The following is a 23,461-nucleotide window of genomic DNA, read 5'->3' on the forward strand; positions in this document are numbered from 1 at the left end:
AGGGGTCCGGGCGTCCGGCACACAACGGGTCAGGTCAGAGCAGTCCGTCCCACATCTGCTCCAGCAGAACCGACCACCAGCTCTCCGGCGACGCGAGCGCCGCCGGGTCCAGAGCCACCAACTGCGCCTGGAAATCAACCGTCCAACGGCCCGCCTGCTCCGGATTCAGCCCGAACCGCAGCCGCCACATCCGGCCCAGCAACGCCATCGAGCGCACGAACTCCGGCAGCCCGGTGTTCACGAACTGCGGCGGGATCGACTGCCCACCCGGACCCGGCTCGACCGGCACGGCCACGATGTTCGCCGTGCCGTACTGCACACAGATCGCCCGGCCGAAGTCCGACCCCATCACCAGGTACGAACCCGCGTCCGAAGCCGGCTGCACCTGACGCTGCGCGGCCAGCTCAGCCAGCGTCGGCACCACCGGCTGCCCCGGCTGCGCCCAGAAGAACGGCCCGAAATCAGCGGGCAGGCCCGCCCACACGAGCGTCCGCCCCACCACCTCGGGCACACCCTGACGGGACACCGCACGCTGATCGAAACGAAGCACACCCTGCGGGCCGAATGCCTGCAGCAGCTCCTCCGCGAGCGCCTCGGGCGGCACGGCGCCGGCCGGCGGCATCTGCGGCAGCGGAGCCCGCACCGGAGCCGGCCGCGCCGGACCGTCGGCGACCTGGTGCAGCTCGCCCTGATGCGTGAGCAGATGCTGCATGCCCTGCTGCCGGCTCGCATGGTCCGTCCCGTACGGGGCAACGCTCGTGATCCGCACCTGCGGCCAGGTCTCCCGGATCATCCGCGCGCAGTAACCACCGGGCAGCTCACACGACTCCAGCTCCGTATGCAGCTCGATGACCTGCTGCGGCGGCACGTTCATCGCCCGCAGCTCGTGCAGCATCTGCCACTCCGGGTGCGGAGTACCGGGCGCCGACCGGCGGATCAGCTGCTGCTCACTGCCGTCGGGCGCGCGAAAGCGCAGCACGGCCTGGTAGCCGGGGCCGATCGTCGGCCGGCCGGACGGCTGCTGCGGGTAGCCGTACGCCGGAGGCGGCGGGGTGTGCGGACCCGGCATCCCGGGCGGAGGGCCGGGCGGACCGGGAGGCTGCGGCGCACCCGGGCCGACCTGACCCGGGCCCGCCATCATGGTCGCGGCGTGATGGACCCCGCCGCCGGGGGGCGGCGTGGAACCGGGCGGGGCGGGGGGCTGCGGAGCACCCGGGCCGCCGATGCTCCCATCGGCGAACATCGTCGCAGCGTGATGCACCCCACCACCCGGAGGCGGCATCGCCCCCGGAGGACCGGGAGGGCCAGGGGGCTGCGGGGCGCCAGGGGCGCCCGGAGCACCGGGCGGGCCCGGGGGCCGCGGAGCGTTCGGGCCGCCGATGCTCGCATCGGCGAACATCGTCGCGGCGTGATGCACCCCACCACCCGGAGGCGGCGTCGCCCCAGGAGGGCCGGGAGGACCAGGCGGCTGCGGGGCGCCCGGAGCACCGGGCGGGCCGAGCTGCGAGACAAGCTGCGTCGGTACGTAGCCACCGGCCGGCGCACCGGGCGCACCCGGCCCCGACGGCGGCGGCGTCGCACCGGGCCGCGCACCCGGGATACCGGGTGCCCCGGGCGGCGGCGGAGTCGTCGAACCGGTCCCACGCCCACCACGCGGCGACACAACGGCCTTACTGGTCGCCGCGTCCGCGATGTCACCCGCACCGCGCCCCGGAGCCGCAGGAGTGGCGGCAGCCCCGGACACAGGTGAACCCGGGGCACCGGCCTGCGGGTTGAGCCCGGGGACGACCGCGGTCCTGGGCAGCTGACTGCCCCCGGACATCAGCGCCGTGGGCGCCTCCGCCGATACGACCGGCGGCGGCGTCCCGTCGTCGTCCGATCCGGAGAGCGGCGGCGCGAACACCGTCGCCGGCAGCGGCACCGCACCGTCGTCCGAGCCCGCGTTCGTGTCCGTGCCCGCCCACGGCGTACCGCCCGCGGGCACCCCGTCGGACGAGGTGGGCTCGTAGTCGCGCCGCCCGCCCGCAGCAGGCCACCCGGCCTCACCCGAACCTTCCGGCCCGGAAGGAACCGGCGTGGGAAGGGGAGCGGGAGCGGGGAGGGGAACCGGAGCCGCTGCGGACGGCGCCTCCGGGGCAGCCTCCGCACGCCGGTCCGGAATCCCCAGCTTGTCCGCCGCCTCCTGGAGCCACTCCGGCGGACTCAGAAGGAACGACGTCTGATTCAGATCGATACGCGCCGGCGGCTCCGGAGAAACCGGCACCGCATCGGACACCCCGTACTCCTCCTCGTACCGCCGGATCACCTCACCCACAGGCAACCCCGGCCACAGCGTGGCCTCACCGCTGTCACGGGCGATCACCAGCCGCTGACGGCCCCCGTCCGAAACAGGGCCCTCCGCCCGGTCCTCGGCCCACACCACGAAGCCCAGCTCGAACTCACGGACACGCACCTCACGGTGCTGATACGCGGGCACGTCACCGTTGACCCACTCGTCCGCCCGCTCCTGTGCCTGCGCGAAGGTCACCACCGCGCTCACCCCTCCACCGGGACGGCCTGCGCGAAGCCACCGTCCACCATCAGGTTCGCCACGGTCTCCAGCTCCGGCGGATTACCCGCGAGACGCTGGAGGAAGGCGTCGAAGTCCGAACCGCAGGGAAGCAGCAGCCGGTCCACGCGCTCGTGCACGCTCCAGCCGTCCTGGTCCCTGGCATCGTCGTAGGCGCAGAACCACACCGATCCCACGTCGCTGCCCCGCACCTTCACAGCGATGATGCCGCCCTGGACGAAACCGACGCCCAGATAGTCCTTCGTGAAGTGGTCCCGCAGACACTTGTTGACGTACACCAGGTCGTTCACGGCCGCCTCTTCACGCACCGTGAAGAAGGGCTGGTCGACCAGCAGTCCGAGCTCCGCATCGAGCGCCGCACCGACCGGGGCCGCACCGCCCGCCGCCTTCAGGAACGAGCGGTACGGACCCGGAAGGCGGTAACCGAGATCCTCCTCGACACCCAGGATCTGCTGCTCGCTCACCGCCACCGCGCCCTTCGGCAACCGGAAGTGGGCGGGCCTCGTCTCCTGCAGCGGCCGCGTACCGCGCCGGTTCTGGTCCACCTGGGTCGTCGCCAGGCCGCCGTGATGACGCAGCAGCGCCTTCACCTCGACCGGGACGAGCTCCATGCGCCGGCCACCGGACACGTGATGCCACGTCCAGCCGTGCGGGGTCGCCACGGCCGGGATGGTGTCCCACAGCTCATGACCGCTCGCCGCCATGGCCGCGTTCGCCGACACGTAGTCGGTGAGCCGCAGCTCGTCGATGCCGAACCCCGGCGGGGGATCAGCAATCTCCGCGGCGCCGCGCGCGTACGGCGAAAGCTCCGGATGGCCGTTCTCGTCCACGCGCACACCTCTGGGGTGGCGGGACGCCCGGACCGGATCCGGGAAGTGCACGACCTGCCCGGCATAGGCCGCGTTCGGTGGCGCGGCTTGCTGCCCGAGCCGACCTGTCGTCATGGCGGTTGCCCCCTGCTGCGTCTGGTGTTCAGCACAGCCTATGCGGTGGCGCAACAAGGGGTCCCGCCCCTCCGTTTCCCTCACCGAACGTCACTGTCGCGTGACGGACGCGCGACGGCCGGGCCGCCGAACCGCGACACGCAGACACGTTTCACCGCCCCAGCTTCCCCAGCACCCTGCACATTTGGCAGGCTGTCCCCCGCAACGCGGGGGCGTGCACATCTGCAGCTGCCGCTGCGGGCGCGGGAGGGACACCAGCACCATGCACACTGCACAGACAGTCACATCAGGAGATCCGAGACTCAGCTGGAGCACCACCGGAGCCAGCACCGCACCCCATCTCCTGCACCGCCGCGACGGCATCCTGCCGGCCGTGGCCGCAGCGTTGTCCGTACGCGGGGAGACACTGACCTGCACGGCCGGCAAGGGCGACCAGCCGCCCGTGCTCCACCCACTCGTGCAGGACTTCCTCGACACCCTCACCAGCGGCCAGCGCGAACGCTTCACCGGACGCTGCCCCGAAGCGATACTGCTGTCCCGGCAACTCACCGCAGCCGACACCGGCCGCTCCAAACGCGCCCAGCGCAAAGCCCTGACCAGCGGCGAAGCGCGCCGCGTACTCAAGCACGCCCGCCTCACCGCCCGCCGTATCCGCGAGGACGGCGACCCGCTGCACGGCAGCTACGCGCCGCCCTGCCGCTCCTGTACGGCGATGCTCGCCCACTTCGGCGTACGCCCCGTCGACCTCACCGCCTCCGGTGCGGCGACCACCGCCGAGAAGGGCTGACCGCGAACAGATGCACGACCGAACCGAACTCCCCGCCCAGCAGGACCGCAGCGCCACCACCCGCTTCACCGTCGCCGTCGACGCCGCACTGCGCGAGGCCGGGTGGCAACCGGGACGCTGGGACATCCGGCAGGCCGAGGAGTGGGCCGACGCCCTGCGCTCCCACGCCTCGCCCGCCGGCCACCAGCACGCGGTCTTCCCGGCCGCGGTCGAGGCATGGGCCGAGTTCGGCGGACTGCGCATCACCGCGTCCGCACCCGGTCGGCAGATCGCACCCGCCGCAGTACGCATCGACCCCCTGAGCGGACTGCACCTGGCACGGACACTCGGCGATCTGGGGCGCGCGCTGGGGACGGAAGTCGCCCCGCTCGGCGAGGAGGGCGACGGCCAGGCGGTCCTCGCGATCGACAGCGACGGCCGGGTCTACTCCATCGACCACACCGGCGACTGGTACCTCGGATCCGACATCGACGGGGCCCTGGCGACACTGGTCGGCGGAGTGCAGCCGGAGCGGCTCACCTCGGGCTGACCACCCGGGCCCGCCCCCGCCGTCCTCACACGCCGGACGGGCCGGAAGCGTCCGGCAGGACCGCGGAGACCCGGAAGCCACCCGCGTCCGTCGGACCCGAGACGAAGACACCGCCCAGACCCAGCACCCGCTCCCGCATCCCGATCAGGCCGTTACCGCCGCTCGGCAGGCCCGCATCCGCCGTGGCACCGTCCGTCGGACCGTTCTCCACCTGCATCGCGACCTCCGCGCCACGATGCGCCAGCCGCACCCAGGTCTTCGCGCCCGCCGCGTGCTTGTGCACATTCGTCAGCGCCTCCTGCACCACCCGGTACGCCGTCTGCTCGACCTCCGGGGCGTACAGGCGCAGCTCCCCGTCCACCGACAGCTCCACCGTCATACCGGCCTCGCGGGACTGCGCGATGAGCACCTCCACCTCCCGCAGCCGGGGCCCGTCCTCCACAGCCGCCGCAGCAGCCGCAGCCGCGGCCAGCCCCACCGACGCGAGCGGCACCCGCCCCTCCGGCGGGGCGATGAACGCGTCCCCGCTGCGCAGGACCCCCAGCATCTCCCGGAGCTCCGTCAGCGCCTGCCGGCCCATGTCACCCACCAGCGCCGCGTTGCGCACGGCCTTCGCCGGATCCTTCGGAGCAACCGCCTGCAGCGCCGCCGCGTGCACCACCATCAGGCTGACCCGGTGCGCGACCACGTCGTGCATCTCGCGGGCGATCCTGGTCCGCTCCTCGGTACGCGCCCACTCGGCCCGCTCCTCGGCCCGGTCCGCCAGGAGCGACAGTTCCCGCTCCAGCGAGTCGGCCCGCTCCCGCAGACTCTCCATGAGCCGCCGCCTGGCCCCGATGTACAGCCCGAAGAGCACGGCCGGTGCCGTCATCCCCAGCGACATGAAGAGCGACAGCAGCGGTACGTACCAGTCGCCGGGCCCGAAGTCGGCATGGTCGCTGACGCTCTGCCGCAGCCGTACATAGGTGACGACGAACGTGCCGACGAGCGTCATCCCCGTGAGGACGACGGTGATCCTGCGCGGTACGTCGGAGGCGGCCAGGGTGTACAGGCCGACCAGCCCCATCAGGAAGCCCATCTCGGCAGGCGTCGTCGCTATCGACACCAGCACCACGGCGATCGGCCAGCGCCTGCGCACCACCAGCACGGACCCGGCCAGCAGCCCGAAGAGCACCCCGATGGGCACCGGCATCCCGGTGTCCCCGGCGAACTCCACCCCCTCCAGCGCACACTCCAGCGCCGAAACCAGCGCCAGTCCTACATCCAGGGCGACACTGCGCCGCCGTTCCCACCACCAGTAGCTGCGGGTGGTCGAACCCGCCGCTTCCAGGTCTGCCCCCGTTGCGGTCATGGCATCCAGACTACGGGCGGACGCATCCCATTTTCGGGTGACTCCGCCAGCACACGACGTCACCGGCCGGGCGGCGAACGGTGCGCAGATCCCACGATCCGGTGAACCGCTCATCGTTCCGGGCCGAACGTCCGCATTCCGGACGATCGTTTTCGTATGACACATGCCAGCGGCAAGTACGAGAACTTCGAGGAGCTCCGGGACCGCCGCCAGATCCGCGACCGGCTGCGCGTCGACAACAACGACATCCTGAACCGCCTCCTGGAGGGCGAACCGGCACCGGAGTGGACGAAGCGCCCGAACGCCAAGGACGACCTGCGGGCGAAGGCCCGGGAGCTACGGCTTCAGGGAATGACGTACGACGCGATCCAGGTGGAGCTGGGGTGCTCGAAGGGTTCGATCTCGCTGTGGGTACGGGACCTGCCGAAGCCCGTCCGGAGTCGCACAGCCATCGAACAGGCGCGGCTCGCAGGGCGGATGCGATGGGACCACGAACTGGCTGTGCGGGACGCCGAGCGGCAACAGACCAAGGCGGCCGCGAAGGCCGACATCGGCACCATGACAGACCGGGAACTGTTCTTCGCCGGCGTCGCCCTGTACTGGGCGGAGGGGTGCAAGGACAAGTCGTACAGCCGACGGGAGACAGTCACATTCATCAACAGCGACCCAGATGTGATCGTGGTCCATCTGGCCTGGCTCGATCTGCTCGGCGTCGAGCGAGAGCACCTGCGCTACCGAGTGATGATCCACGAGTCCGCCGACGTGGAGGCTGCCGAACGCTACTGGACCGAACTTGTCCGGATCGACACCCCTGCACTGCAGAAGACGACACTGAAGAAGCACAACCCGAAGACTGTGCGAAAGAATGTCGGCGACAACTACCGGGGCTGCCTTGTTGTTCGGGTCTCGCGAGGCGCCGATCTGTATCGTCGCATTGAGGAGTGGTGGTGCGGCATCTCCAGCCAAGCCAAACTCAGGCTCAGGTAAGATCTGACGCGATGATCCGCCGTAGTGTAATCGGTAGCACGGCATCCTTTGGAGATGTTCGGTCTAGGTTCGAGTCCTAGCGGCGGAGCCACACGCGGGCCCCGACCTCACGGTCGGGGCCCGCGCTCGTTTCGTGCGGAAACACCCCCGGTATCCTGCGGGTGTCCACCACCCGAAGCCGAAGGGCACATCCGTGAGCGCCAACAGCCCGGCAGCCGTAGTCGTCCTCGCAGCGGGTGAGGGCACCCGCATGAAGTCGAAGACCCCCAAGGTCCTGCACGAGATCTCCGGGCGCTCGCTCGTCGGACATGTCGTCGCCGCCTCCCGTGAGCTCGACCCCCAGCACCTCGTCGTGGTCGTCGGCCATGCGAGCGAGCAGGTCACCGCGCATCTCACCGCCGGGGACACCCCCGTACGCACCGCCTACCAGGCCGAGCAGAACGGCACCGGGCACGCCGTGCGGATGGCGCTCGAGGAGCTCGGCGGCACCGTCGACGGCACCGTGATCGTCGTCTGCGGCGACACCCCGCTGCTGTCCGGCGAGACCCTCTCCGCGCTCGCCGCCACGCACGCCGCCGACGCCAACGCCGTCACCGTGCTGACCGCCGAGGTCCCGGACTCCACCGGCTACGGCCGGATCGTCCGCGACGCGGCCACCGGCGCGGTCATCGAGATCGTCGAGCACAAGGACGCCTCCGAGGACCAGCGTGCGATCCGGGAGATCAACTCCGGCGTCTTCGCGTTCGACGGGCGGCTGCTCAGCGACGCGCTCGGCAAGGTCCGCACCGACAACAGCCAGGGCGAGGAGTACCTCACCGACGTCCTGTCGATCCTCCGCGCGGCCGGTCACCGGGTGGGAGCCTCCGTCGCGGGTGACCACCGGGAGATCCTCGGCATCAACAACCGGCTCCAGCTGGCCGAGGCCCGGCGGCTGCTCAACGAGCGGCTCCTGGAGCGCGCCATGCTGGCCGGTGTGACGATCGTGGAGCCGGCGTCGACCCTGATCGACGCGACGGTCACGTACGAGCGTGACGCGGTCGTGTACCCGGGAACCCAGCTGCTGGGCACGACGCACCTCGCGGAGGACGCCGAGGTCGGTCCGAACTCCCGGCTGAAGGACACCGTCGTCCACGCGGGCGCCCGCGTGGACAACACCGTCGCCGACGGGGCCGAGGTGGGCCCCGGGGCGACCGTCGGCCCGTTCGCGTATCTGCGGCCCGGGACGCGGATGGGTCCGAAGTCCAAGGCCGGTGCGTACGTGGAGCTCAAGAACACCACGATCGGCGAGGGCACCAAGGTGCCGCACCTCAGCTACGTCGGCGACGCGACGATCGGCGACCACACCAACATCGGTGCGGCGAGCGTCTTCGTGAACTACGACGGTGTGGCCAAGCACCACTCGACGATCGGGTCGCACTGCCGGACCGGTGCGGACAATATGTTTGTGGCGCCTGTCACGGTCGGGGACGGCGTCTACACCGCGGCCGGTTCGGTCATCACCAAGGACGTGCCCGCCGGTTCGCTGGCCGTCGCACGGGGCCAGCAGCGGAATATCGAGGGCTGGGTGGCCCGGAAGCGTCCCGGCAGTGCCGCGGCGCAGGCCGCTCAGGCCGCCACCCAGGAGACCGGCAGCGAAAGCTGACCGGAAACAGGCGCGCCTGACTCGGCGTACCGTGATAGATGCTCACCCATTTCGGCTGGCTCGTTGCACATCGGACACATGCGTGCAGCGCCAGAAACACGTCTGAGGAGACTGTGCTGTGACCGGGATCAAGACGACCGGCGAGAAGAAACTGATGTTCTTCTCCGGCCGCGCCCACCCCGAGCTGGCCGAGGAGGTTGCGCACCAGTTGGGTGTCGGCCTCGTGCCGACGAAGGCCTTCGATTTCGCCAACGGTGAGATCTACGTACGTTTCCAGGAGTCCGCCCGCGGCGCCGACTGCTTCCTGATCCAGAGCCACACGGCTCCGATCAACAAGTGGATCATGGAGCAGCTGATCATGCTGGACGCGCTGAAGCGCGCGTCCGCCCGTTCGATCACGGTGATCGTGCCCTTCTACGGCTACGCCCGTCAGGACAAGAAGCACCGTGGCCGCGAGCCGATCTCGGCCCGTCTGATCGCGGACCTGATGAAGACGGCGGGTGCGGACCGCATCCTCACCGTCGATCTGCACACGGACCAGATCCAGGGCTTCTTCGACGGTCCGGTCGATCACCTGTTCGCCCTGCCGATCCTCGCCGACTACGTCGGCGCGAAGGTCGACCGTTCGAAGCTGACGATCGTCTCCCCGGACGCCGGCCGGGTGCGCGTCGCCGACCGCTGGTGCGACCGCCTGGACGCCCCGCTGGCGATCGTGCACAAGCGCCGCGACAAGGACGTCCCCAACCAGGTCAGCGTCCACGAGGTCGTGGGCAACGTCGAGGGCCGGGTCTGTGTCCTGGTCGACGACATGATCGACACGGGTGGCACCATCTGCGCCGCTGCGGACGCCCTGTTCGCGCACGGCGCCGAGGACGTCATAGTGACGGCGACGCACGGCGTCCTCTCGGGCCCCGCCGCGGATCGCCTGAAGAACTCCAAGGTCAGTGAGTTCGTCTTCACGGACACCCTGCCGACCCCGGGTGAGCTGGAGATCGACAAGATCACGGTGCTCTCGATCGCCCCGACCATCGCGCGTGCGGTGCGAGAGGTGTTCGAGGACGGTTCGGTGACGAGCCTCTTCGAGGAGCAGGGCGACTGACGCCTGCGAGTGATCCACTTTGGGATGCGGCCTCCCCGCCGGGTAGACTCAGCGAGTTGCTCGGCGAGGGAGGCCGTTCTCATGAGTTCTCATGGGAGCCGCCGGTCCGTTATCGACGCGCTCTTCGTAGCAGGCCTGTCGTGGGCCGGGTGACCGTCCGACTTTCGTCACCTTACGAGGAGTGCATCATGGCCGAGATCAAGCTCGCCGCCGAGGCCCGTACCGAGTTCGGCAAGGGCGCTGCCCGCCGTACCCGTCGTGCCAACCTGGTCCCCGCGGTCGTCTACGGCCACGGCGCGGAGCCCGTCCACATCACGCTGCCGGGTCACGAGCTGCAGCTCGCGCTCCGCACCGCCAACGTCCTGATCGGTCTCGAGATCGAGGGCAAGGACGCCCTGGTCATCCCGAAGGCCGTCCAGCGCAACGCCATCAAGGGCAACATCGAGCACGTCGACCTCCTCACCGTGAAGCGCGGCGAGAAGGTCGAGGTCGAGATCGCGGTGCACGTCGAGGGCGAGCTGGCCCCGGGCGGCAACCTTCTCGAGTACGTGCAGAACACCCTGCTCGTCGAGGCCGAGGCCACGCACATCCCCGAGTCGGTCACGGTCTCCATCGCGGGCCTCGACGCCGGTGACTCGATCCTCGCCAAGGACATCCCGCTGCCCAAGGGCTCCGTGCTCGCGGGTGACGGGGACGCCGTCGTCCTCCAGGTCGTCGCCGCGCAGGCCGAGGAGCCGGCCGCCGAGGGCGCCGCTACCGAGAGCACCGAGGCCTGAGCCTCGCTCCACCTGCTTGACTGACGGGGTGGCGGTTCCCTTCCGGGGATCCGCCGCCCCGTTTCCCTGTATCCCACCCGTCCGTACGCGAGGAGACCCAGCGCGATGTCCGACGCCACCGACCCCTGGCTGATCGTGGGCCTCGGCAACCCCGGCCCCGAGTACGAGGCGAACCGGCACAATGTCGGGTTCATGGTCGCCGACCTGCTGGCCGAGCGCATCGGCGGGAAGTTCAAGCGGGCGCAGAAGGCCCAGGCGCACGTTCTGGAGGGCCGGATCGGTCCGCCCGGTCCTGCGAGCCGCCGTGTCGTCCTGGCGAAGCCGATGTCGTACATGAATCTCTCCGGCGGTCCTGTCACCGCGCTGCGCGACTTCTACAAGGTGCCCACGGACCACATCGTGGCGGTCCATGACGAGCTGGACATCGACTACGGGATGCTGCGGCTGAAGCTGGGTGGCGGCGACAACGGGCACAACGGGCTGAAGTCGATGACGAAGGCGATGGGCCCGGATTACCACCGGGTGCGGTTCGGGATCGGCCGGCCGCCGGGGCGGATGCAGGTCGCGGACTTCGTGCTGAAGGATTTCTCGTCCACGGAGCGCAAGGAGCTCTCCTACCTCGTGGACCGGGCGGCGGACTCGGTGGAGTCGCTGCTGGCGGACGGGCTCGAGCGGGCGCAGTCCACGTACAACTCCTGACATTCCTGCTGGTTCCAGGGGTATTTTCGGCCACAGGTTGACCGAGGGCATCGCTCTGCCCAAAGATCGGCCTCCATGAAGCGGAGCTCCTCCCACCGGCTGCTGGCCCACGGCCGCATGTTCGCCGCGGGCTGCCTTGTCCTGCTCGTGCTCGTCGCGGGCGCGTGGACGTCGTGGAACACCGCGCACCACATCGTCCTGGCCAAGGGCCGTGAACACGGCACGATGACGGTCACGGGGTGCGGCGAGGACGTGTGTACGGGGTCGTTCACACCGGACGCGGAGTCCGGGAAGCGTCCCGGCGTGACGATCGAGAGGTCCGTCGCGGTGAAGAAGGGTGCCCGTTTCCCCGTCGTGGTGAAGCCCGGCACCGGTGACGTCGTACGCACCGGAACGCCGGGCTTCCTGCATGCGTGGGTGCCGCTGGGCGGGGCGCTGGTACTGGCCGCCCTGGTGATCGGCGGCGGAATGCGGCTGACCCGGACCGCGTGGGGCACCGGGATCGCGGGTGCGGCCCTGCTCGTGGCGACGTTCATCGCTCTCTGAACAGGGCCGCACCCGCACGCGCGTGACTCAGCCGGTGTTGCGCAGGCCCGCGGCGACACCGTTCACGGTGAGCAGCAGGGCCCGGGCGAGCAGCGGGTCGGCCTCGTCGCCGCGTGCCGCTGCCTGGCGCTGGCGGGCGAGGAGCGATACCTGGAGGTAGGAGATCGGGTCCAGGTAGGCGTCGCGGATGGCGAAGGTCTGCTGGAGCACCGGGCTGGTGCCGAGGAGTTCCTTGCAGCCGGTGACCTTGAGGACTTCCTGCACGGTGAGCTCGTGCTCGGTCTCGATGTCGTCGAAGACGTGCTTGAGCTCGTCGGGGACGAGGGTGTCGACGTAGTGCCGGGCGATGCGCAGGTCGGTCTTGGCCAGGGTCATCTCGACGTTGGAGATGAAGTTCTGGAAGAAGTGCCACTGCTCGTGCATTTCTTCGAGGACGGTGCCGAGGCCGGCTTCGCGCAGGGCCTTGAGGCCGGAGCCGACGCCGAACCAGCCGGGCACGATCTGCCGCGACTGGGTCCAGCCGAAGACCCACGGGATGGCGCGCAGGCCGTCGAGCGAGACGCCCGAGCCGGGGCGGCGGGAGGGCCGCGAGCCCAGGTGCAGGTCGGCGAGCTGGTCCACCGGGGTGGAGGCGAGGAAGTAGGTCGGCAGGTCGGGGTCCTCGACCAGCTTGCGGTAGGCCGCGTGGGCGGCGTCGGAGACGGTGTCCATGGCCGCGTCCCAGCGGGCCAGTGCCTCGTCGGACTGGCGGGGCGCCGTGTGCAGCGCGGAGGCCTGGAGGGTGGCCGCGACGGTCAGCTCCAGGTTCTCCCGGGCGAGTGCCGGGATGAGGTACTTGTCGGAGATGACCTCGCCCTGTTCGGTGACCTTGATCTCGCCCTCCAGGGTGCCCCAGGGCTGCGCGAGGATCGCGTCGTGCGAGGGGCCGCCGCCACGGCCAACGGTGCCGCCGCGGCCGTGGAAGAGGCGCAGGCGCACGCCGTAGCGGTGGGCTACGTCGCGAAGACGCCGCTGGGCGCGGTGGATCTCCCACTGGGAGGTGGTGATGCCGCCGAACTTGGAGGAGTCGGAGTAGCCGAGCATGACCTCCTGGACGTCACCGCGGAGGGAGACGAGGAGGCGGTAGGAGGGGTCGGCGAGCATCTCGTCGAGGATGACGTCGGCGGCGCGCAGCTCGTCGGTGGTCTCCAGGAGCGGGACGATGCCGATCTTGGCCCAGCCGCCGTGCAGGTCGAGGAGTCCGGCCTCGCGGGCGAGGACGGCAGCGGCGAAGACGTCGTCGGCACCCTGGCACATCGAGATGATGTAGGACTCGATGACTTCGGGGCCGAAGCGCTCGAAGGCTTCCTTGATGGTGTGGAAGACACCGAGGGTCTTCTCGCCGGCGGCGTCGAGCGGGGCCGGGGTCGGGGCGAGCGGGCGACGGGAGCGGAGTTCCTTGGCGAGGAGCTTCTGCCGGTAGTCGCGGGGCATGTCGGCGTAGCGCCAGGACTCCTCGCCGAGCCGGTCGAAGAGCTGGCCGAGCGCGTGGTGGTGGGCGTCGGCGTGTTCGCGTACGTCCATGGTGGCGAGCTGCAGGCCGAACGCGGAGAGCGTGCGGATGGTGCGGTCCATGCGGCCGTCGGCGACGATGCCGCCCTTGTGCTTGCGCAGCGAGGTCTGGATGAGGGCCAGGTCGGCGATGAGCTCGGCGGTGCCGAGGTAGTCGCAGCCGGGGCGGTGCGGGGTGCCGGAGGCGAGGCGCTCGCGGGTGTTGACGAGCTTCTGCCGGATGCACGTGGCCTTGAGCCGGTAGGGCTCTTCCGCGTTCAGCCGCTTGTAGCGCGGGCTGATCTCGGGGAGCGCCTTCAGGTCGGCCTGGAGGGAGGCGAGGAGCTCGTCGGTGGCTCCGGTGTAGCGGATGGAGTTGGAGAGCAGTCCGCGCAGCTGGTCGACGAGTTCGAGGGCATCGGTGATGCCGTGCTCGTGCTGGAGGATCAGCACCTCCCAGGTGACGGCGGGCGTCACGTTGGGGTTGCCGTCGCGGTCGCCGCCGATCCAGGTGCCGAAGGTGAGGGGGCGGGTGCCGGCGGGCAGTTCGACGCCGACGCGCTCCAGTTCGGCGGCCAGGTCCTCCAGGACGTCGCCCACGGCGTTGGCGTGGAGTTCGTCGAGGTAGTAGATGGCGTTGCGCGCCTCGTCGGCGGGCTCCGGGCGGACCACGCGCAGCTCGTCGGTCTGCCAGATGAGGTCGATGTTCTCGGCGAGCCGGATGTCCTGGCGGCGCCGGTCGGCCTCGATGACGGGGGTTTCGAGGAGTGCGGCGATGCGGCGGAGCTTGTTCAGTACGGAGCGCCGGGCGGCCTCGGTGGGGTGCGCGGTGAAGACGGGCCGTACGTTCAGGTTCTTGACGGTCTCGCGCAGGTGTTCGGGGTCCGCGTCCTTGAGCCGGTCGGCGGTACGGGCGAGGAGCCCGCCCTCGGCGGCCCGGCGGTCGCGCATCTCGTGGGCGCGGTGGACCTGCTCGGTGACGTTGGCGAGGTGGAAGTACGTGGAGAAGGCGCGCACGAGCTGTGCGGCGGTCTCCAGGTCCGTGTCGCCGAGGAGCTGGGCCGCTGCTTCGCCGTCGGTGCGGGTCAGGGCGCGGACGCGTTCGACGAGGTCGAGGAGGTCCTGGCCCTCCTGTCGTACGAGGGTCTCGCCCAGCAGGTCACCGAGGCGGCGGATGTCGGCCCGGAGTTCGGGGCTGGCGGCAGGGGTCTGGTCGGCACTGCTCACAGTGTGCGGCTCCTTGCAGTGGTTGAGCACTTCTGTCACAGGGGGTCCGGGGCTGTCGCGGTGCTGACGTCACCCCCGGGAAAGCAGAGTGCGGACCGCGCTGTCCGACCCTCCCAGGATAGGTGTCCGGGGGATCGGCGTGCTCGTTGCCCTGGGAGGCGGACCGGATCCGGGGTATGCGAAGGGTGTGAGCCCCGGCCCTCAGGGGTCGTGGTGGTGCCGCTCTCGTGTTGCGGGCCTCTTCACTGTCATACTTACGTTGCCGTAGGTTACGGATGCGTAGCCCGCTCATTCCGCCATATTTACTCACCTCACGAGGGACTCCCCATGCCCACCAGCCCCGACGTGATCAACGACGGCCTGCCGCCGGCGGCCGGAGGTTCCGGACTCCCGCCCGCCACGCTCGGTGGCGACAAGAAGCGTTCGGTCGAGCAGATCGCACTGCTGCTGTTCATCGTGGTGCCGTTCGCGGCTCTGGTCGCTGCCGTTCCGCTGGCCTGGGGCCGCGGAGTCAGCTGGCTCGATCTGGGTCTGCTGACCGGGATGTACTACCTCGGCTGCCACGGCGTCACCATCGGCTTCCACCGCTACTTCACCCACGGCTCGTTCAAGGCGAAGCGTCCGCTCCGTATCGCCCTGGCCGTCGCGGGTTCGATGGCGGTGGAGGGCCCGGTGGTGCGCTGGGTGGCCGACCACCGCAAGCACCACCGGTTCTCCGACGCCGAGGGCGATCCGCACTCGCCGTGGCGGTTCGGCGAGAACCTTCCGGCTCTCGCGAAGGGCCTGTGGTGGGCCCACATCGGCTGGATGTTCAACGAGGAGCAGACGCCGCAGCACAAGTACGCCCCCGACCTGGTCGGTGACCCCGCGATCCGTGCCATCTCGCGCCACTTCCTCACCTTCACCATCGTGTCCCTGGCGATCCCCCCGCTGGTCGGCGGCCTGGTGACGATGTCGTGGTGGGGTGCGTTCACGGCGTTCTTCTGGGGTTCGCTGGTCCGGGTCGCACTGCTGCACCATGTGACCTGGTCGATCAACTCGATCTGCCACGCGGTGGGCAAGCGGCCCTTCAAGTCCCGTGACAGGTCCGGGAATGTGTGGTGGCTGGCGGTGCTTTCGTGCGGTGAGTCCTGGCACAACCTGCACCATGCGGACCCGACGAGCGCGCGGCACGGGGTGATGAGGGGCCAGATCGATTCCAGCGCCCGGCTGATCCGCTGGTTCGAGAAGCTGGGCTGGGCGCACGACGTGCGGTGGCCCGATGCTTCACGTATCGAGTCCCGGCGCAAGCCCGTGGCTGCCGACCCGGCATGATTGACGACGTGGCGACCGACGGAAGCACCAGCGGCGACAAGAGCAGGCCTGCCCCCACCCGCCGGACCCGGCGGGTCCGGATGACCGGCAAGGAGCGCCGCGAACAGCTTCTGGACATCGGGCGCACCCTTTTCGCCGACAAGGGCTTCGAGGGCACCTCCGTCGAGGAGATCGCGGCGCGTGCCGGGGTCTCCAAGCCGGTGGTCTACGAGCACTTCGGCGGCAAGGAAGGCCTGTACGCCGTCGTGGTGGACCGCGAGATGCGCCAGCTGCTGGATCTGGTGACCGGCGCTCTGACTGCGGGTCATCCGCGTGAGCTGCTGGAGCAGGCGGCGTTCGCGCTGCTCGACTACATCGAGACGTACACGGACGGCTTCCGGATCCTCGTCCGCGACTCCCCGGTCGCGCAGTCGACGGGCACGTTCGCGTCGCTGATCAGTGATATCGCCACGCAGGTCGAGGACATCCTGGGCCTGGAGTTCAAGGCCCGGGGCTTCGACCCGAAGCTGGCCCCGCTGTACGCGCAGGCGCTGGTCGGCATGGTGGCGCTGACCGGCCAGTGGTGGCTGGACGTCCGCAAGCCGAAGAAGGCGGAGGTCGCGGCCCATCTGGTGAATCTGGCGTGGCACGGGCTGGAGAACCTGGAGTCGAAGCCGCGTCTGATCGGCCACCGCAAGAGCTGACCGGCCCGCCGTCGCGTGATCACCCGCTGTGATGACGCCTGCGGATTCCCGGCCGTAGTGTGGTCGGCAGGGCACAGAATCCCGTCCATGGGAGGAACCATGACCGCCGAGCCGACCACCGCGCACAGTTCCCGCTGGCCGGTGCCCCCGCAGGACGGATACACCGTGGACGACCTGTTCACGCTGCCCGATCTCCCGCCGCACACGGAATTGCTCGACGGGAGCTTGATCTTTGTGAGTCCGCAGCGACGTTTCCATTCGAAGACCATTGACTTGCTGATGAATGGTCTGCGCAGCAGCGTTCCGGTCGACCTGAAGGTCGAGCGTGAGATGACCGTTGTACTGGACCGGCGCAATGGCCCCGAACCCGACGTGTCCGTTGTTCGCGCCGCAGCCGCCACCGGTCTTGAGCAGACGCATTTCCAGGCCACGGACGTCGTCCTCGCGGTCGAGGTGGTCTCCCCCGACTCCGAGGCGCGCGACCGCGAGACCAAGCCGCACAAGTACGCGACCGCCGGGATCGAGCACTTCTGGCTGGTCGAGATGACCGGCACCGACCAGCACCCGGTGGTGCGGGTCTACGAGCTGGACCCGGTGACGAAGGCGTACGCGCTGACCGGAATCCATCACGACCGCCTCAAGACGGGTGTGCCCTTCCCCGTCGACATCGACATCTCGGCGGAAGCCCTCGCCGCGCTGTAAGGCCCGGCAGGGACGTTCACGCGGCGGTGCGGGCGACGGCGAAGATGCGGCGGAACGGGAGGACCGTGCCGTGCGGGCCCGCCGGATAGGCGGTGCGCAGCAGGTCGCGGTATTCGGCGACGAAGGCCTCTCGGGCTTCGGGTTCGTCGGCCAGGGCGGTCAGGACGGGGCGCAGGCCGGTGCCCTTCACCCAGTCGAGGACCGGGTCCTCGCCTTCCAGGAGGTGCAGGTACGTGGTCTCCCAGACGTCCACCGTGCGACCGGGTGCGCTCAGGCGTTCCAGGTAGTCGGCCGGGTCGAGCACCGCGTCGCCGTGGCGCAGCAGGCCGCCGAGTCGGTCGCGCCAGGCCGGGGATTCCGCCAGTTCCCGCATGAGGGTGTGGCTGGGTGCGTCGAAGTTGCCGGGGACCTGGAAGGCGAGGGTGCCGCCGGGGGTGATGGCGTCCAGCCAGTGGGGGAAGCGGCCGGCGTGGCCGGGTACCCACTGGAGCAGGGCGTTGGAGACGATCAGGTCGTACGTCTCGTCGGGCGTCCAGGTCGTGGCGTCGGCCTCGGCGAAGTCCAGCCGGGGTCCTGCGTGGGCGTGGGCCCGCTCCAGCATCTGGGGGGAGCTGTCGTAGCCGGTGATGTGGGCCTGCGGCCAGCGCCGGGCGAGCAGGGCGGTGACGTTGCCGGTGCCGCAGCCGAGGTCGGCGATCCGGGGGGCGTTCTCGTGGGGCAGGGGCCCGATGCGGGCCAGGAGGTCGTGGAAGGGGCGGGTGCGGTGGTCCGCGTGGCGCAGGTACTGCTGCGGGTCCCAGGTGGGTGCGGTCATGGGTCCAGGATCAACCCGAGATTATCTTGATGTCAAGACACTTGAATTCAAGAGACTTCATGTCGAGGGACCCTCTACACTGATCGACATGGAGGACGAGGTCGACCGACTGGTCGCTGCATGGCGCCGCGAGCGCCCCGACCTCGACGTGGAACCACTCGAGGTGCTGAGCCGCGTCTCACGCCTGGCCCGCCACCTCGACCGGGCACGCAGGATCGCCTTCGCCGAGCATCATCTGGAGCCCTGGGAGTTCGACGTCCTGACGTCGCTGCGCCGCGCGGGCGCCCCCTATCAGCTCTCCCCCGGCCAGCTCCTCACCCAGACCCTGGTCACCTCGGGCACGATGACCAACCGCATCGACCGGCTGACCAAGAAGAACCTCGTCGAGCGGCTGCCCGATCCGAGCGACCGGCGCGGGGTCCTCGTACGGCTGACCGCGGAGGGCCGTGACAAGGCCGACCAGTCGCTGGCCGGCCTGCTCGACCAGGAGCGGGCCATCCTCCACGAGCTGTCCCGTCGGCAGCGGGGCGAACTGGCAGACCTGCTACGCCAGTTGACCGCCCCGTTCGACAACGTCCCCGGATAGCGCGGCCGGACCCACCCCGGCCCGCCTGGCCAGGGCCACGGCAGCCAGCGTCGAGTGCACGCCCAGCTTCCCCAGCACGTTCTGCATGTGCGTACGCACCGTGTGCGGGGAAAGGAAGAGCCGTTCCGCGACGGCCTTACGGCCCAGACCCGCCACCATGCACCGCAGCACCTCGCGCTCGCGCGGCGTCAGCGACTCCACGAGCTGCTCGCTCTCGGTGCGGTGCTTGCGCGCCGTGGTCAACTCCCGCAGGACACCGGTCAGGAGCGCGGCAGGCAGATGTGTCTCGTCCCGCAGCACCCCCCGTATGACCGCCAGCAGGCGTTGCAGCGAACAGTCCTTGGCGACCCACCCCGACGCCCCCGCCTGCAGCGCCAGTGCGGCCCTGCGCGGGTCGTCCTTCTCGGCGAGCACCACCGTACGGACGGACGGCTGGCCCGAACGCACCCCGGCCACCAGCGAGATGCCGTCCACCAGAGCGCTCCCGTTCGGACCGCTGTCCGGTACGGGCACGGCTCGGGCCCCGCCCGTGGCCAGGATGCCCAGCTCGGCGTCGATCAGCATCACGTCGTAGCGGCGCCCTTCGGCGGCCGAGCGCTCCAGGCATCGCAGCGCGGCGGGGCCACTGCCCGCGGCCGACACATCGACGTCCGGTTCGGCCGCGAGGGCCGCCGCGAGGGACTCGGCAAAGATGCGGTGGTCGTCGACCACCAGAACGCGGATACGAGCCACGGACACCCCCATGCTGCGTCAGCTCCCGGGGTGCCCCTGTGCGGCCTCCCCCGGCGGGGACGGACCACGGCGGATACGACGCCCGGAACACTGAGGTGAACCGCCGTTCCACGGCCGCCGCCGTGTCCGACCGCCACCCGCCCCGGGCGTCGTATCCGACTGTCTCGTCCCCTGAATCAGCACCGGCCCCCACCGGTGCTGTGCATCAGCGTACGGCGGGCGATCGACGGCGGAAGGCAATTCGCAGAACTGACTGCCCAGGGTGTTTAGGGTGTTCTTCATGTTCCGTCTTGAGACAGAAGTAGACAAGGAACGTCGCATTCTGCTGGGCCGACGGCTGCGCGATGACAACTGGGACGGATCACCGCACCTGCGCGCCCTGGCCGGCACCTCCGCCGAGCATGAACTCCCGCTGGAGGTATGGCTCCTGGACGGACAGGGAGCCCTCGCCGGCGGGCTCACCGGACGGACCTGGGCCTACTGGCTCCATGTGGATCTGCTCTGGGTGGACGCCGGCCACCGCGGCCGGGGCCTCGGGGCGCGACTGCTCACCGAGGCGGAACGCCTCGCCCACGACGACCGGTCCTGTACCCGCTCCCGGCTGGAGACCTGGGACTTCCAGGCCCCCGCCTTCTACCGGAAGCAGGGGTACGAGGTGGTCGGCGAGGTCGAGGACTACCCGCCCGGAGTGACCGAGTTCATCCTGGTCAAGCAGCTGACCCGACCCGCCGGGCCCCCGCCGAAGGGACCGCGGGGAAGACTCCTGGGGCGGCGTAGCCGGCCGAAGTGAAGGCCTCGACAACGGACTTGGTGACCGTATCGGCCGCCGTCTCCTCCACCAGCACGATCGCGGAGCCGCCGAAGCCGCCCCCGGTCATCCTGGCCCCGAGCGCCCCGGCCGCGTTCGCCGCCGAGACCACCAGGTCCAGCTCCGGGCAGGAGACCCGCAGATCGTCGCGGAGCGAGATGTGCCCCTCGTTGAGCACCGGTCCCGCCGCGCGCACGTCCCCCGCGTCGAGCAGCGTGATGACCTGCTCCACACGGTGGTTGTCGCCGACCACATGGCGGACGTAGCGCACGACCGACTCGTCCTCGCCCGCTGCCTCCAGGGTCTGGAGTGCGGCACCGAGGCCTTCGTACGGAAGATCGCGCAGGGTGCCGATGCCGAGGGCCCGGGCCCCCGCCTCGCAGCCGGCCCGCCGCTCCGCGTACGCGCCGTCACCCAGGGCGTGCTTGACCCGGGTGTCGACGACCAGGAGCTGCAGCCCGTGCGCGGCCAGGTCGAAGGGGACCTGGCGCTGGGTGAGGTCGCGGGTGTCGAGGTACAGCGCGTGTCCCTCGGTGCAGCAGGCCGAGGCCATCTGGTCCATGATCCCGCACGGCACGCCGACGAAGGCGTTCTCGGCGCGCTGGCCGAGCACCGCGAGCTCCGGGGCACCGAGGCCCAGCTCGAAGAGATCGTTCAGCGCGAGCGCCGTGACCACTTCGAGGGCGGCGGACGAGGAGAGTCCGGCGCCGACGGGGACGGTGGAGGTGAGCTGGATGTCCGCGCCGGTGACGGCATGGCCGGCCTCGCGCAGGGCCCAGACCACGCCGGCCGGGTAGGCCGCCCAGCCGTGGCCCGAGTGCGGGGTCAGTTCGTCGACGCGCAGGGACACGACGCCGCCCGGTACGTCGGTGGAGTGCAGGCGCAGTTCGCCGTCGGTGCGGCGGGCGACGGCGGCGCGTGCGGTGTGCGGAAGGGCGAGCGGCATGACGAAGCCGTCGTTGAAGTCGGTGTACTCACCGATCAGATTCACTCGTCCGGGCGCTGCCCAGATCCCTTCGGGTGCGCTCCCGTACAGCTCGGTGAAGGCGGCGGCCAGAGCGGTGTCGCTCAGAGGCTCGGTCATGGGGTGGTGGGCTCCTCTCGGCGGGCGAACGTCCAGGCGTCGGCGACGATTCCGGCCAGGTCGGCGCGGGACGGCTGCCAGCCGAGCCGCTCCCTGGCGGTGGTGGCGGAGGCGACGAGGACGGCCGGGTCGCCGCCGCGCCGGGGGGCTGCGATCTCGGGGACGGGATGGCCGGTGACCTGCCGGACGGTCTCGATGACCTCCCGTACGGAGAAGCCGTTGCCGTTGCCGAGGTTGCAGATCAGGTGCTCGCCCGCGGTGGCCGCGTCCAGCGCGAGCAGATGGGCGTCGGCGAGGTCGGCGACATGGATGTAGTCGCGTACGCAGGTGCCGTCCGGGGTCGGGTAGTCGTCCCCGTACACGGAGATCGACTCGCGCTGCCCGAGCGCGACCTGGAGTACCAGCGGGATCAGGTGCGACTCGGGACTGTGGCGCTCCCCGCAGCTGCCGTAGGCCCCGGCGACATTGAAGTAGCGCAGGGAGACGGCGGCCAGGCCGTGTGCGGTCGCCTCGCCGGTGATCATGTGGTCGACGGCGAGCTTGGAGGCGCCGTACGGGCTGGTGGGCGCGGTCGGGTCGGACTCCCTGATGGGGCTGGAGACGGGCTCGCCGTAGGTCGCCGCGGTGGAGGAGAAGACCAGGGTCCGCACCCCGGCGTCGCGCATCGCGGCGAGCAGGGCGGTGGTCCCGCCGACGTTGTTCACCCAGTACTTCTCCGGGTTGACGACGGACTCGCCGACCTGGGAGTACGCGGCGAAGTGCAGCACGCCGTCGTAGGAGGAGTCCAGCCATTTGGCGGCGTCCTGGATGCGGCCCTCGATGAACTCGGCCTCTTCGGGAACGCCCTCACGGAAGCCGGTCGACAGGTCGTCGAGGACGGTCACGGTGTGACCTGCCTCCAGGAGGTGCGCGGCGACCACGCTGCCGACGTATCCAGCGCCGCCCGTCACCAGGTACTTCTTACCGGGGTTGCTCACTCGCTCGCTACCTCTCGCAGTCGCTGGGCCGCGGCCTCCGGCGGCACATCGTTGATGAACACACTCATGCCCGACTCGGAGCCCGCGAGGAACTTCAGCTTGCCGGAGGTGCGGCGGATGGTGAAAAGCTCCAGGTGCAGCCCGAAGTCCTCCCGCCCGGGGATCCCGAACGGTGCCTGGTGCCAGGCGGAGATGTACGGGGTCGGCGGCTCGCCGGGGCCGAAGATCCGGTCGAATCGCCTCAAGAGTTCCAGATAGATCTGTGGAAACTCTGTGCGGGCGGCGTCGTCGAGCTCCCGCAGGTCGGGGACGCGGCGGCGCGGGTGGAGGTGGACCTCGTAGGGCCAGTGCGCCGCGTACGGCACGAAGGCGACCCAGTGCTCGCCCTCCAGGACGACACGGGTGTCGTCGGCCATTTCGCGGGCGACGACGTCGTCGAAGAGGTTGCGGCCGGTCTCTGCGCGGTGGGTCTCCGTCGAGCGCATCATCAGCTGGGTGCGCGGCGTGACGAAGGGGTAGCCGTAGATCTGCCCGTGCGGGTGCCCGAGCGTGACACCGATCTCGGCGCCGCGGTTCTCGAAGCAGAACACCTGGGTGACCTGCGGGAGTTCGGCCAGCTCGGCGGTGCGGTCGGTCCATGCCTCCAGGACCAGGGCGGCCTGCTCCTCGGTGAGTCCGGCGAAGGACACGTCGTGGTCGGAGGTGAAGCAGACGACCTCGCAGCGGCCGGAGTCACCGGCCAGCGAGGGGAAGCGGTTCTCGAAGACGGCGACGTCGTAGTGGTCGTCGGGGATCTCGCTCAGCCGTCCCTCCTGCGAGGGGCAGAGCGGGCACTCGTCGGCCGGCGGGTGGTACGTACGCCCCTGCCGGTGCGAGGCGATGGCCACCGAGTCACCGAGCAGTGCGTCGCGGCGGATCTCCGAGGACGTCGAGACGGCATCCAGCGGCCGCCGGTCCACGGCGTCGCGGACGGTGTCGTCCGCGGAGTCGTAGTAGATCAGCTCACGGCCGTCGGCGAGGGTCGTAACCGTCTTCTTCACCAGGCTCCTTAAGGTAACCGCCCTCCAACAGAATC

21 protein-coding genes, 1 tRNA gene and 1 pseudogene are annotated in these 23,461 nt (G+C 70.3%); 14 read left to right on the plus strand and 9 right to left on the minus strand.

Translation table 11 applies throughout. From position 1 onward, the window contains the following. Window positions 1-34: 34 nt before the first annotated feature. Both ACFWBQ_RS13755 and ACFWBQ_RS13760 read right to left on the minus strand, forming a co-directional pair. Window positions 35-2,530 carry an SUKH-4 family immunity protein gene (locus tag ACFWBQ_RS13755; protein ID WP_385487761.1) on the minus strand — a complete coding sequence of 832 codons (2,496 nt, stop codon included), beginning with the start codon at window positions 2,528-2,530 and terminating at the stop codon, window positions 35-37. 5 nt (window positions 2,531-2,535) lie between these two features. Further along, a complete protein-coding gene (locus ACFWBQ_RS13760) occupies window positions 2,536-3,513 on the minus strand; it encodes an SMI1/KNR4 family protein (protein WP_385487431.1) in 978 nt (325 codons plus the stop codon). Window positions 3,514-3,775: 262 nt separating this feature from the next. Between ACFWBQ_RS13760 and ACFWBQ_RS13765 the strand changes: the two genes are divergently transcribed. Together ACFWBQ_RS13765 and ACFWBQ_RS13770 are read left to right on the plus strand one after the other, a co-directional pair. After that, a complete protein-coding gene (locus ACFWBQ_RS13765; RefSeq protein ID WP_385487433.1) occupies window positions 3,776-4,300 on the plus strand; it encodes a YwqJ-related putative deaminase in 525 nt (174 codons plus the stop codon). 10 nt (window positions 4,301-4,310) lie between these two features. Then, entirely contained in the window at window positions 4,311-4,829 is a 519-nt protein-coding gene (locus ACFWBQ_RS13770) for an SUKH-3 domain-containing protein (protein WP_385487435.1), read from the plus strand. Between the two features lie 25 nt (window positions 4,830-4,854). Here ACFWBQ_RS13770 and ACFWBQ_RS13775 read toward each other — a convergent pair whose 3' ends face one another. Further along, complete coding sequence (locus ACFWBQ_RS13775; protein WP_385487437.1) at window positions 4,855-6,180, minus strand: sensor histidine kinase; 1,326 nt, start codon at window positions 6,178-6,180, stop codon at window positions 4,855-4,857. Between the two features lie 156 nt (window positions 6,181-6,336). Here ACFWBQ_RS13775 and ACFWBQ_RS13780 point away from each other — a divergent pair, with 156 nt between their 5' ends. The 7 genes from ACFWBQ_RS13780 to ACFWBQ_RS13810 all read left to right on the plus strand — a co-directional run bounded on the left by ACFWBQ_RS13780 (window position 6,337) and on the right by ACFWBQ_RS13810 (window position 11,929). Next, complete coding sequence (locus ACFWBQ_RS13780) at window positions 6,337-7,167, plus strand: hypothetical protein (RefSeq protein ID WP_385487439.1); 831 nt, start codon at window positions 6,337-6,339, stop codon at window positions 7,165-7,167. A gap of 15 nt (window positions 7,168-7,182) precedes the next feature. Beyond that, window positions 7,183-7,258, plus strand: a tRNA-Gln gene (locus ACFWBQ_RS13785). A 102-nt stretch (window positions 7,259-7,360) separates the two neighbouring features. Further along, entirely contained in the window at window positions 7,361-8,809 is a 1,449-nt protein-coding gene (gene glmU, locus ACFWBQ_RS13790; RefSeq protein ID WP_385487441.1) for a bifunctional UDP-N-acetylglucosamine diphosphorylase/glucosamine-1-phosphate N-acetyltransferase GlmU, read from the plus strand. 118 nt (window positions 8,810-8,927) lie between these two features. After that, window positions 8,928-9,908, plus strand: coding sequence for a ribose-phosphate diphosphokinase (locus ACFWBQ_RS13795; RefSeq protein ID WP_385487443.1), 981 nt, complete (start codon window positions 8,928-8,930; stop codon window positions 9,906-9,908). Window positions 9,909-10,096: 188 nt separating this feature from the next. Then, window positions 10,097-10,684, plus strand: a complete 588-nt coding sequence (locus ACFWBQ_RS13800; RefSeq protein WP_385487445.1) for a 50S ribosomal protein L25/general stress protein Ctc — start codon at window positions 10,097-10,099, stop codon at window positions 10,682-10,684. Window positions 10,685-10,789: 105 nt separating this feature from the next. Next, complete coding sequence (pth, locus tag ACFWBQ_RS13805) at window positions 10,790-11,383, plus strand: aminoacyl-tRNA hydrolase (protein ID WP_385487447.1); 594 nt, start codon at window positions 10,790-10,792, stop codon at window positions 11,381-11,383. Between the two features lie 75 nt (window positions 11,384-11,458). Continuing rightward, window positions 11,459-11,929, plus strand: coding sequence for a hypothetical protein (locus ACFWBQ_RS13810; RefSeq protein ID WP_385487449.1), 471 nt, complete (start codon window positions 11,459-11,461; stop codon window positions 11,927-11,929). A 27-nt stretch (window positions 11,930-11,956) separates the two neighbouring features. Here the strand turns inward: ACFWBQ_RS13810 and ppc are convergent, their stop codons facing one another. Continuing rightward, on the minus strand, window positions 11,957-14,686 hold the full coding sequence (gene ppc, locus ACFWBQ_RS13815; RefSeq protein ID WP_385487450.1) for a phosphoenolpyruvate carboxylase: 2,730 nt from the start codon (window positions 14,684-14,686) through the stop codon (window positions 11,957-11,959). A gap of 327 nt (window positions 14,687-15,013) precedes the next feature. On the opposite strand from ppc, the gene ACFWBQ_RS13820 reads away from it, so the two are divergent. The 3 genes from ACFWBQ_RS13820 (at window position 15,014) to ACFWBQ_RS13830 (ending at window position 17,385) form a co-directional block, all read left to right on the plus strand. Further along, complete coding sequence (locus tag ACFWBQ_RS13820; RefSeq protein WP_385487452.1) at window positions 15,014-16,000, plus strand: acyl-CoA desaturase; 987 nt, start codon at window positions 15,014-15,016, stop codon at window positions 15,998-16,000. Next, a complete protein-coding gene (locus ACFWBQ_RS13825) occupies window positions 15,997-16,683 on the plus strand; it encodes a TetR family transcriptional regulator (protein WP_385487454.1) in 687 nt (228 codons plus the stop codon). The genes ACFWBQ_RS13820 and ACFWBQ_RS13825 overlap by 4 nt, the downstream gene beginning before the upstream one ends. Before the next feature lie 99 nt (window positions 16,684-16,782). Beyond that, window positions 16,783-17,385 (plus strand): Uma2 family endonuclease, encoded by a 603-nt coding sequence (locus tag ACFWBQ_RS13830; protein ID WP_385487763.1) that lies wholly within the window; start codon window positions 16,783-16,785, stop codon window positions 17,383-17,385. 16 nt (window positions 17,386-17,401) lie between these two features. On the opposite strand, the gene ACFWBQ_RS13835 is transcribed toward ACFWBQ_RS13830, so the two are convergent. After that, a complete protein-coding gene (locus tag ACFWBQ_RS13835; RefSeq protein ID WP_385487456.1) occupies window positions 17,402-18,199 on the minus strand; it encodes a trans-aconitate 2-methyltransferase in 798 nt (265 codons plus the stop codon). Between the two features lie 88 nt (window positions 18,200-18,287). Here ACFWBQ_RS13835 and ACFWBQ_RS13840 point away from each other — a divergent pair, with 88 nt between their 5' ends. Then, the gene (locus ACFWBQ_RS13840) at window positions 18,288-18,785 is read left to right on the plus strand and encodes a MarR family winged helix-turn-helix transcriptional regulator (RefSeq protein ID WP_385487458.1); all 498 of its coding nucleotides are present in this window, start codon (window positions 18,288-18,290) and stop codon (window positions 18,783-18,785) included. On the opposite strand, the gene ACFWBQ_RS13845 is transcribed toward ACFWBQ_RS13840, so the two are convergent. Beyond that, window positions 18,744-19,517, minus strand: a complete 774-nt coding sequence (locus ACFWBQ_RS13845) for a LuxR C-terminal-related transcriptional regulator (protein ID WP_385487461.1) — start codon at window positions 19,515-19,517, stop codon at window positions 18,744-18,746. The genes ACFWBQ_RS13840 and ACFWBQ_RS13845 overlap by 42 nt on opposite strands. A gap of 280 nt (window positions 19,518-19,797) precedes the next feature. On the opposite strand from ACFWBQ_RS13845, the pseudogene ACFWBQ_RS13850 reads away from it, so the two are divergent. After that, window positions 19,798-20,235 (plus strand): annotated as a pseudogene (locus tag ACFWBQ_RS13850) (GNAT family N-acetyltransferase); the annotation flags it as partial. Here ACFWBQ_RS13850 and galK read toward each other — a convergent pair. Genes galK through galT form a run of 3 tightly spaced genes read right to left on the minus strand, consistent with a single transcriptional unit; the run spans window position 20,225 to window position 23,426 of the window. After that, window positions 20,225-21,409 carry a galactokinase gene (gene galK, locus ACFWBQ_RS13855; RefSeq protein ID WP_385487463.1) on the minus strand — a complete coding sequence of 395 codons (1,185 nt, stop codon included), beginning with the start codon at window positions 21,407-21,409 and terminating at the stop codon, window positions 20,225-20,227. The pseudogene ACFWBQ_RS13850 and the gene galK sit on opposite strands and share 11 nt — an antisense overlap. After that, the gene (gene galE / locus ACFWBQ_RS13860; RefSeq protein ID WP_385487465.1) at window positions 21,406-22,386 is read right to left on the minus strand and encodes a UDP-glucose 4-epimerase GalE; all 981 of its coding nucleotides are present in this window, start codon (window positions 22,384-22,386) and stop codon (window positions 21,406-21,408) included. The genes galK and galE overlap by 4 nt, the downstream gene beginning before the upstream one ends. Next, window positions 22,383-23,426 (minus strand): galactose-1-phosphate uridylyltransferase, encoded by a 1,044-nt coding sequence (gene galT, locus ACFWBQ_RS13865; protein ID WP_385487467.1) that lies wholly within the window; start codon window positions 23,424-23,426, stop codon window positions 22,383-22,385. Before galT ends, galE begins: the two co-directional genes overlap by 4 nt. Window positions 23,427-23,461 lie beyond the last annotated feature (35 nt).

Origin of the sequence: Streptomyces sp. NPDC060035 (assembly GCF_042736635.1) — a bacterium.
GTDB lineage: Bacteria > Actinomycetota > Actinomycetes > Streptomycetales > Streptomycetaceae > Streptomyces.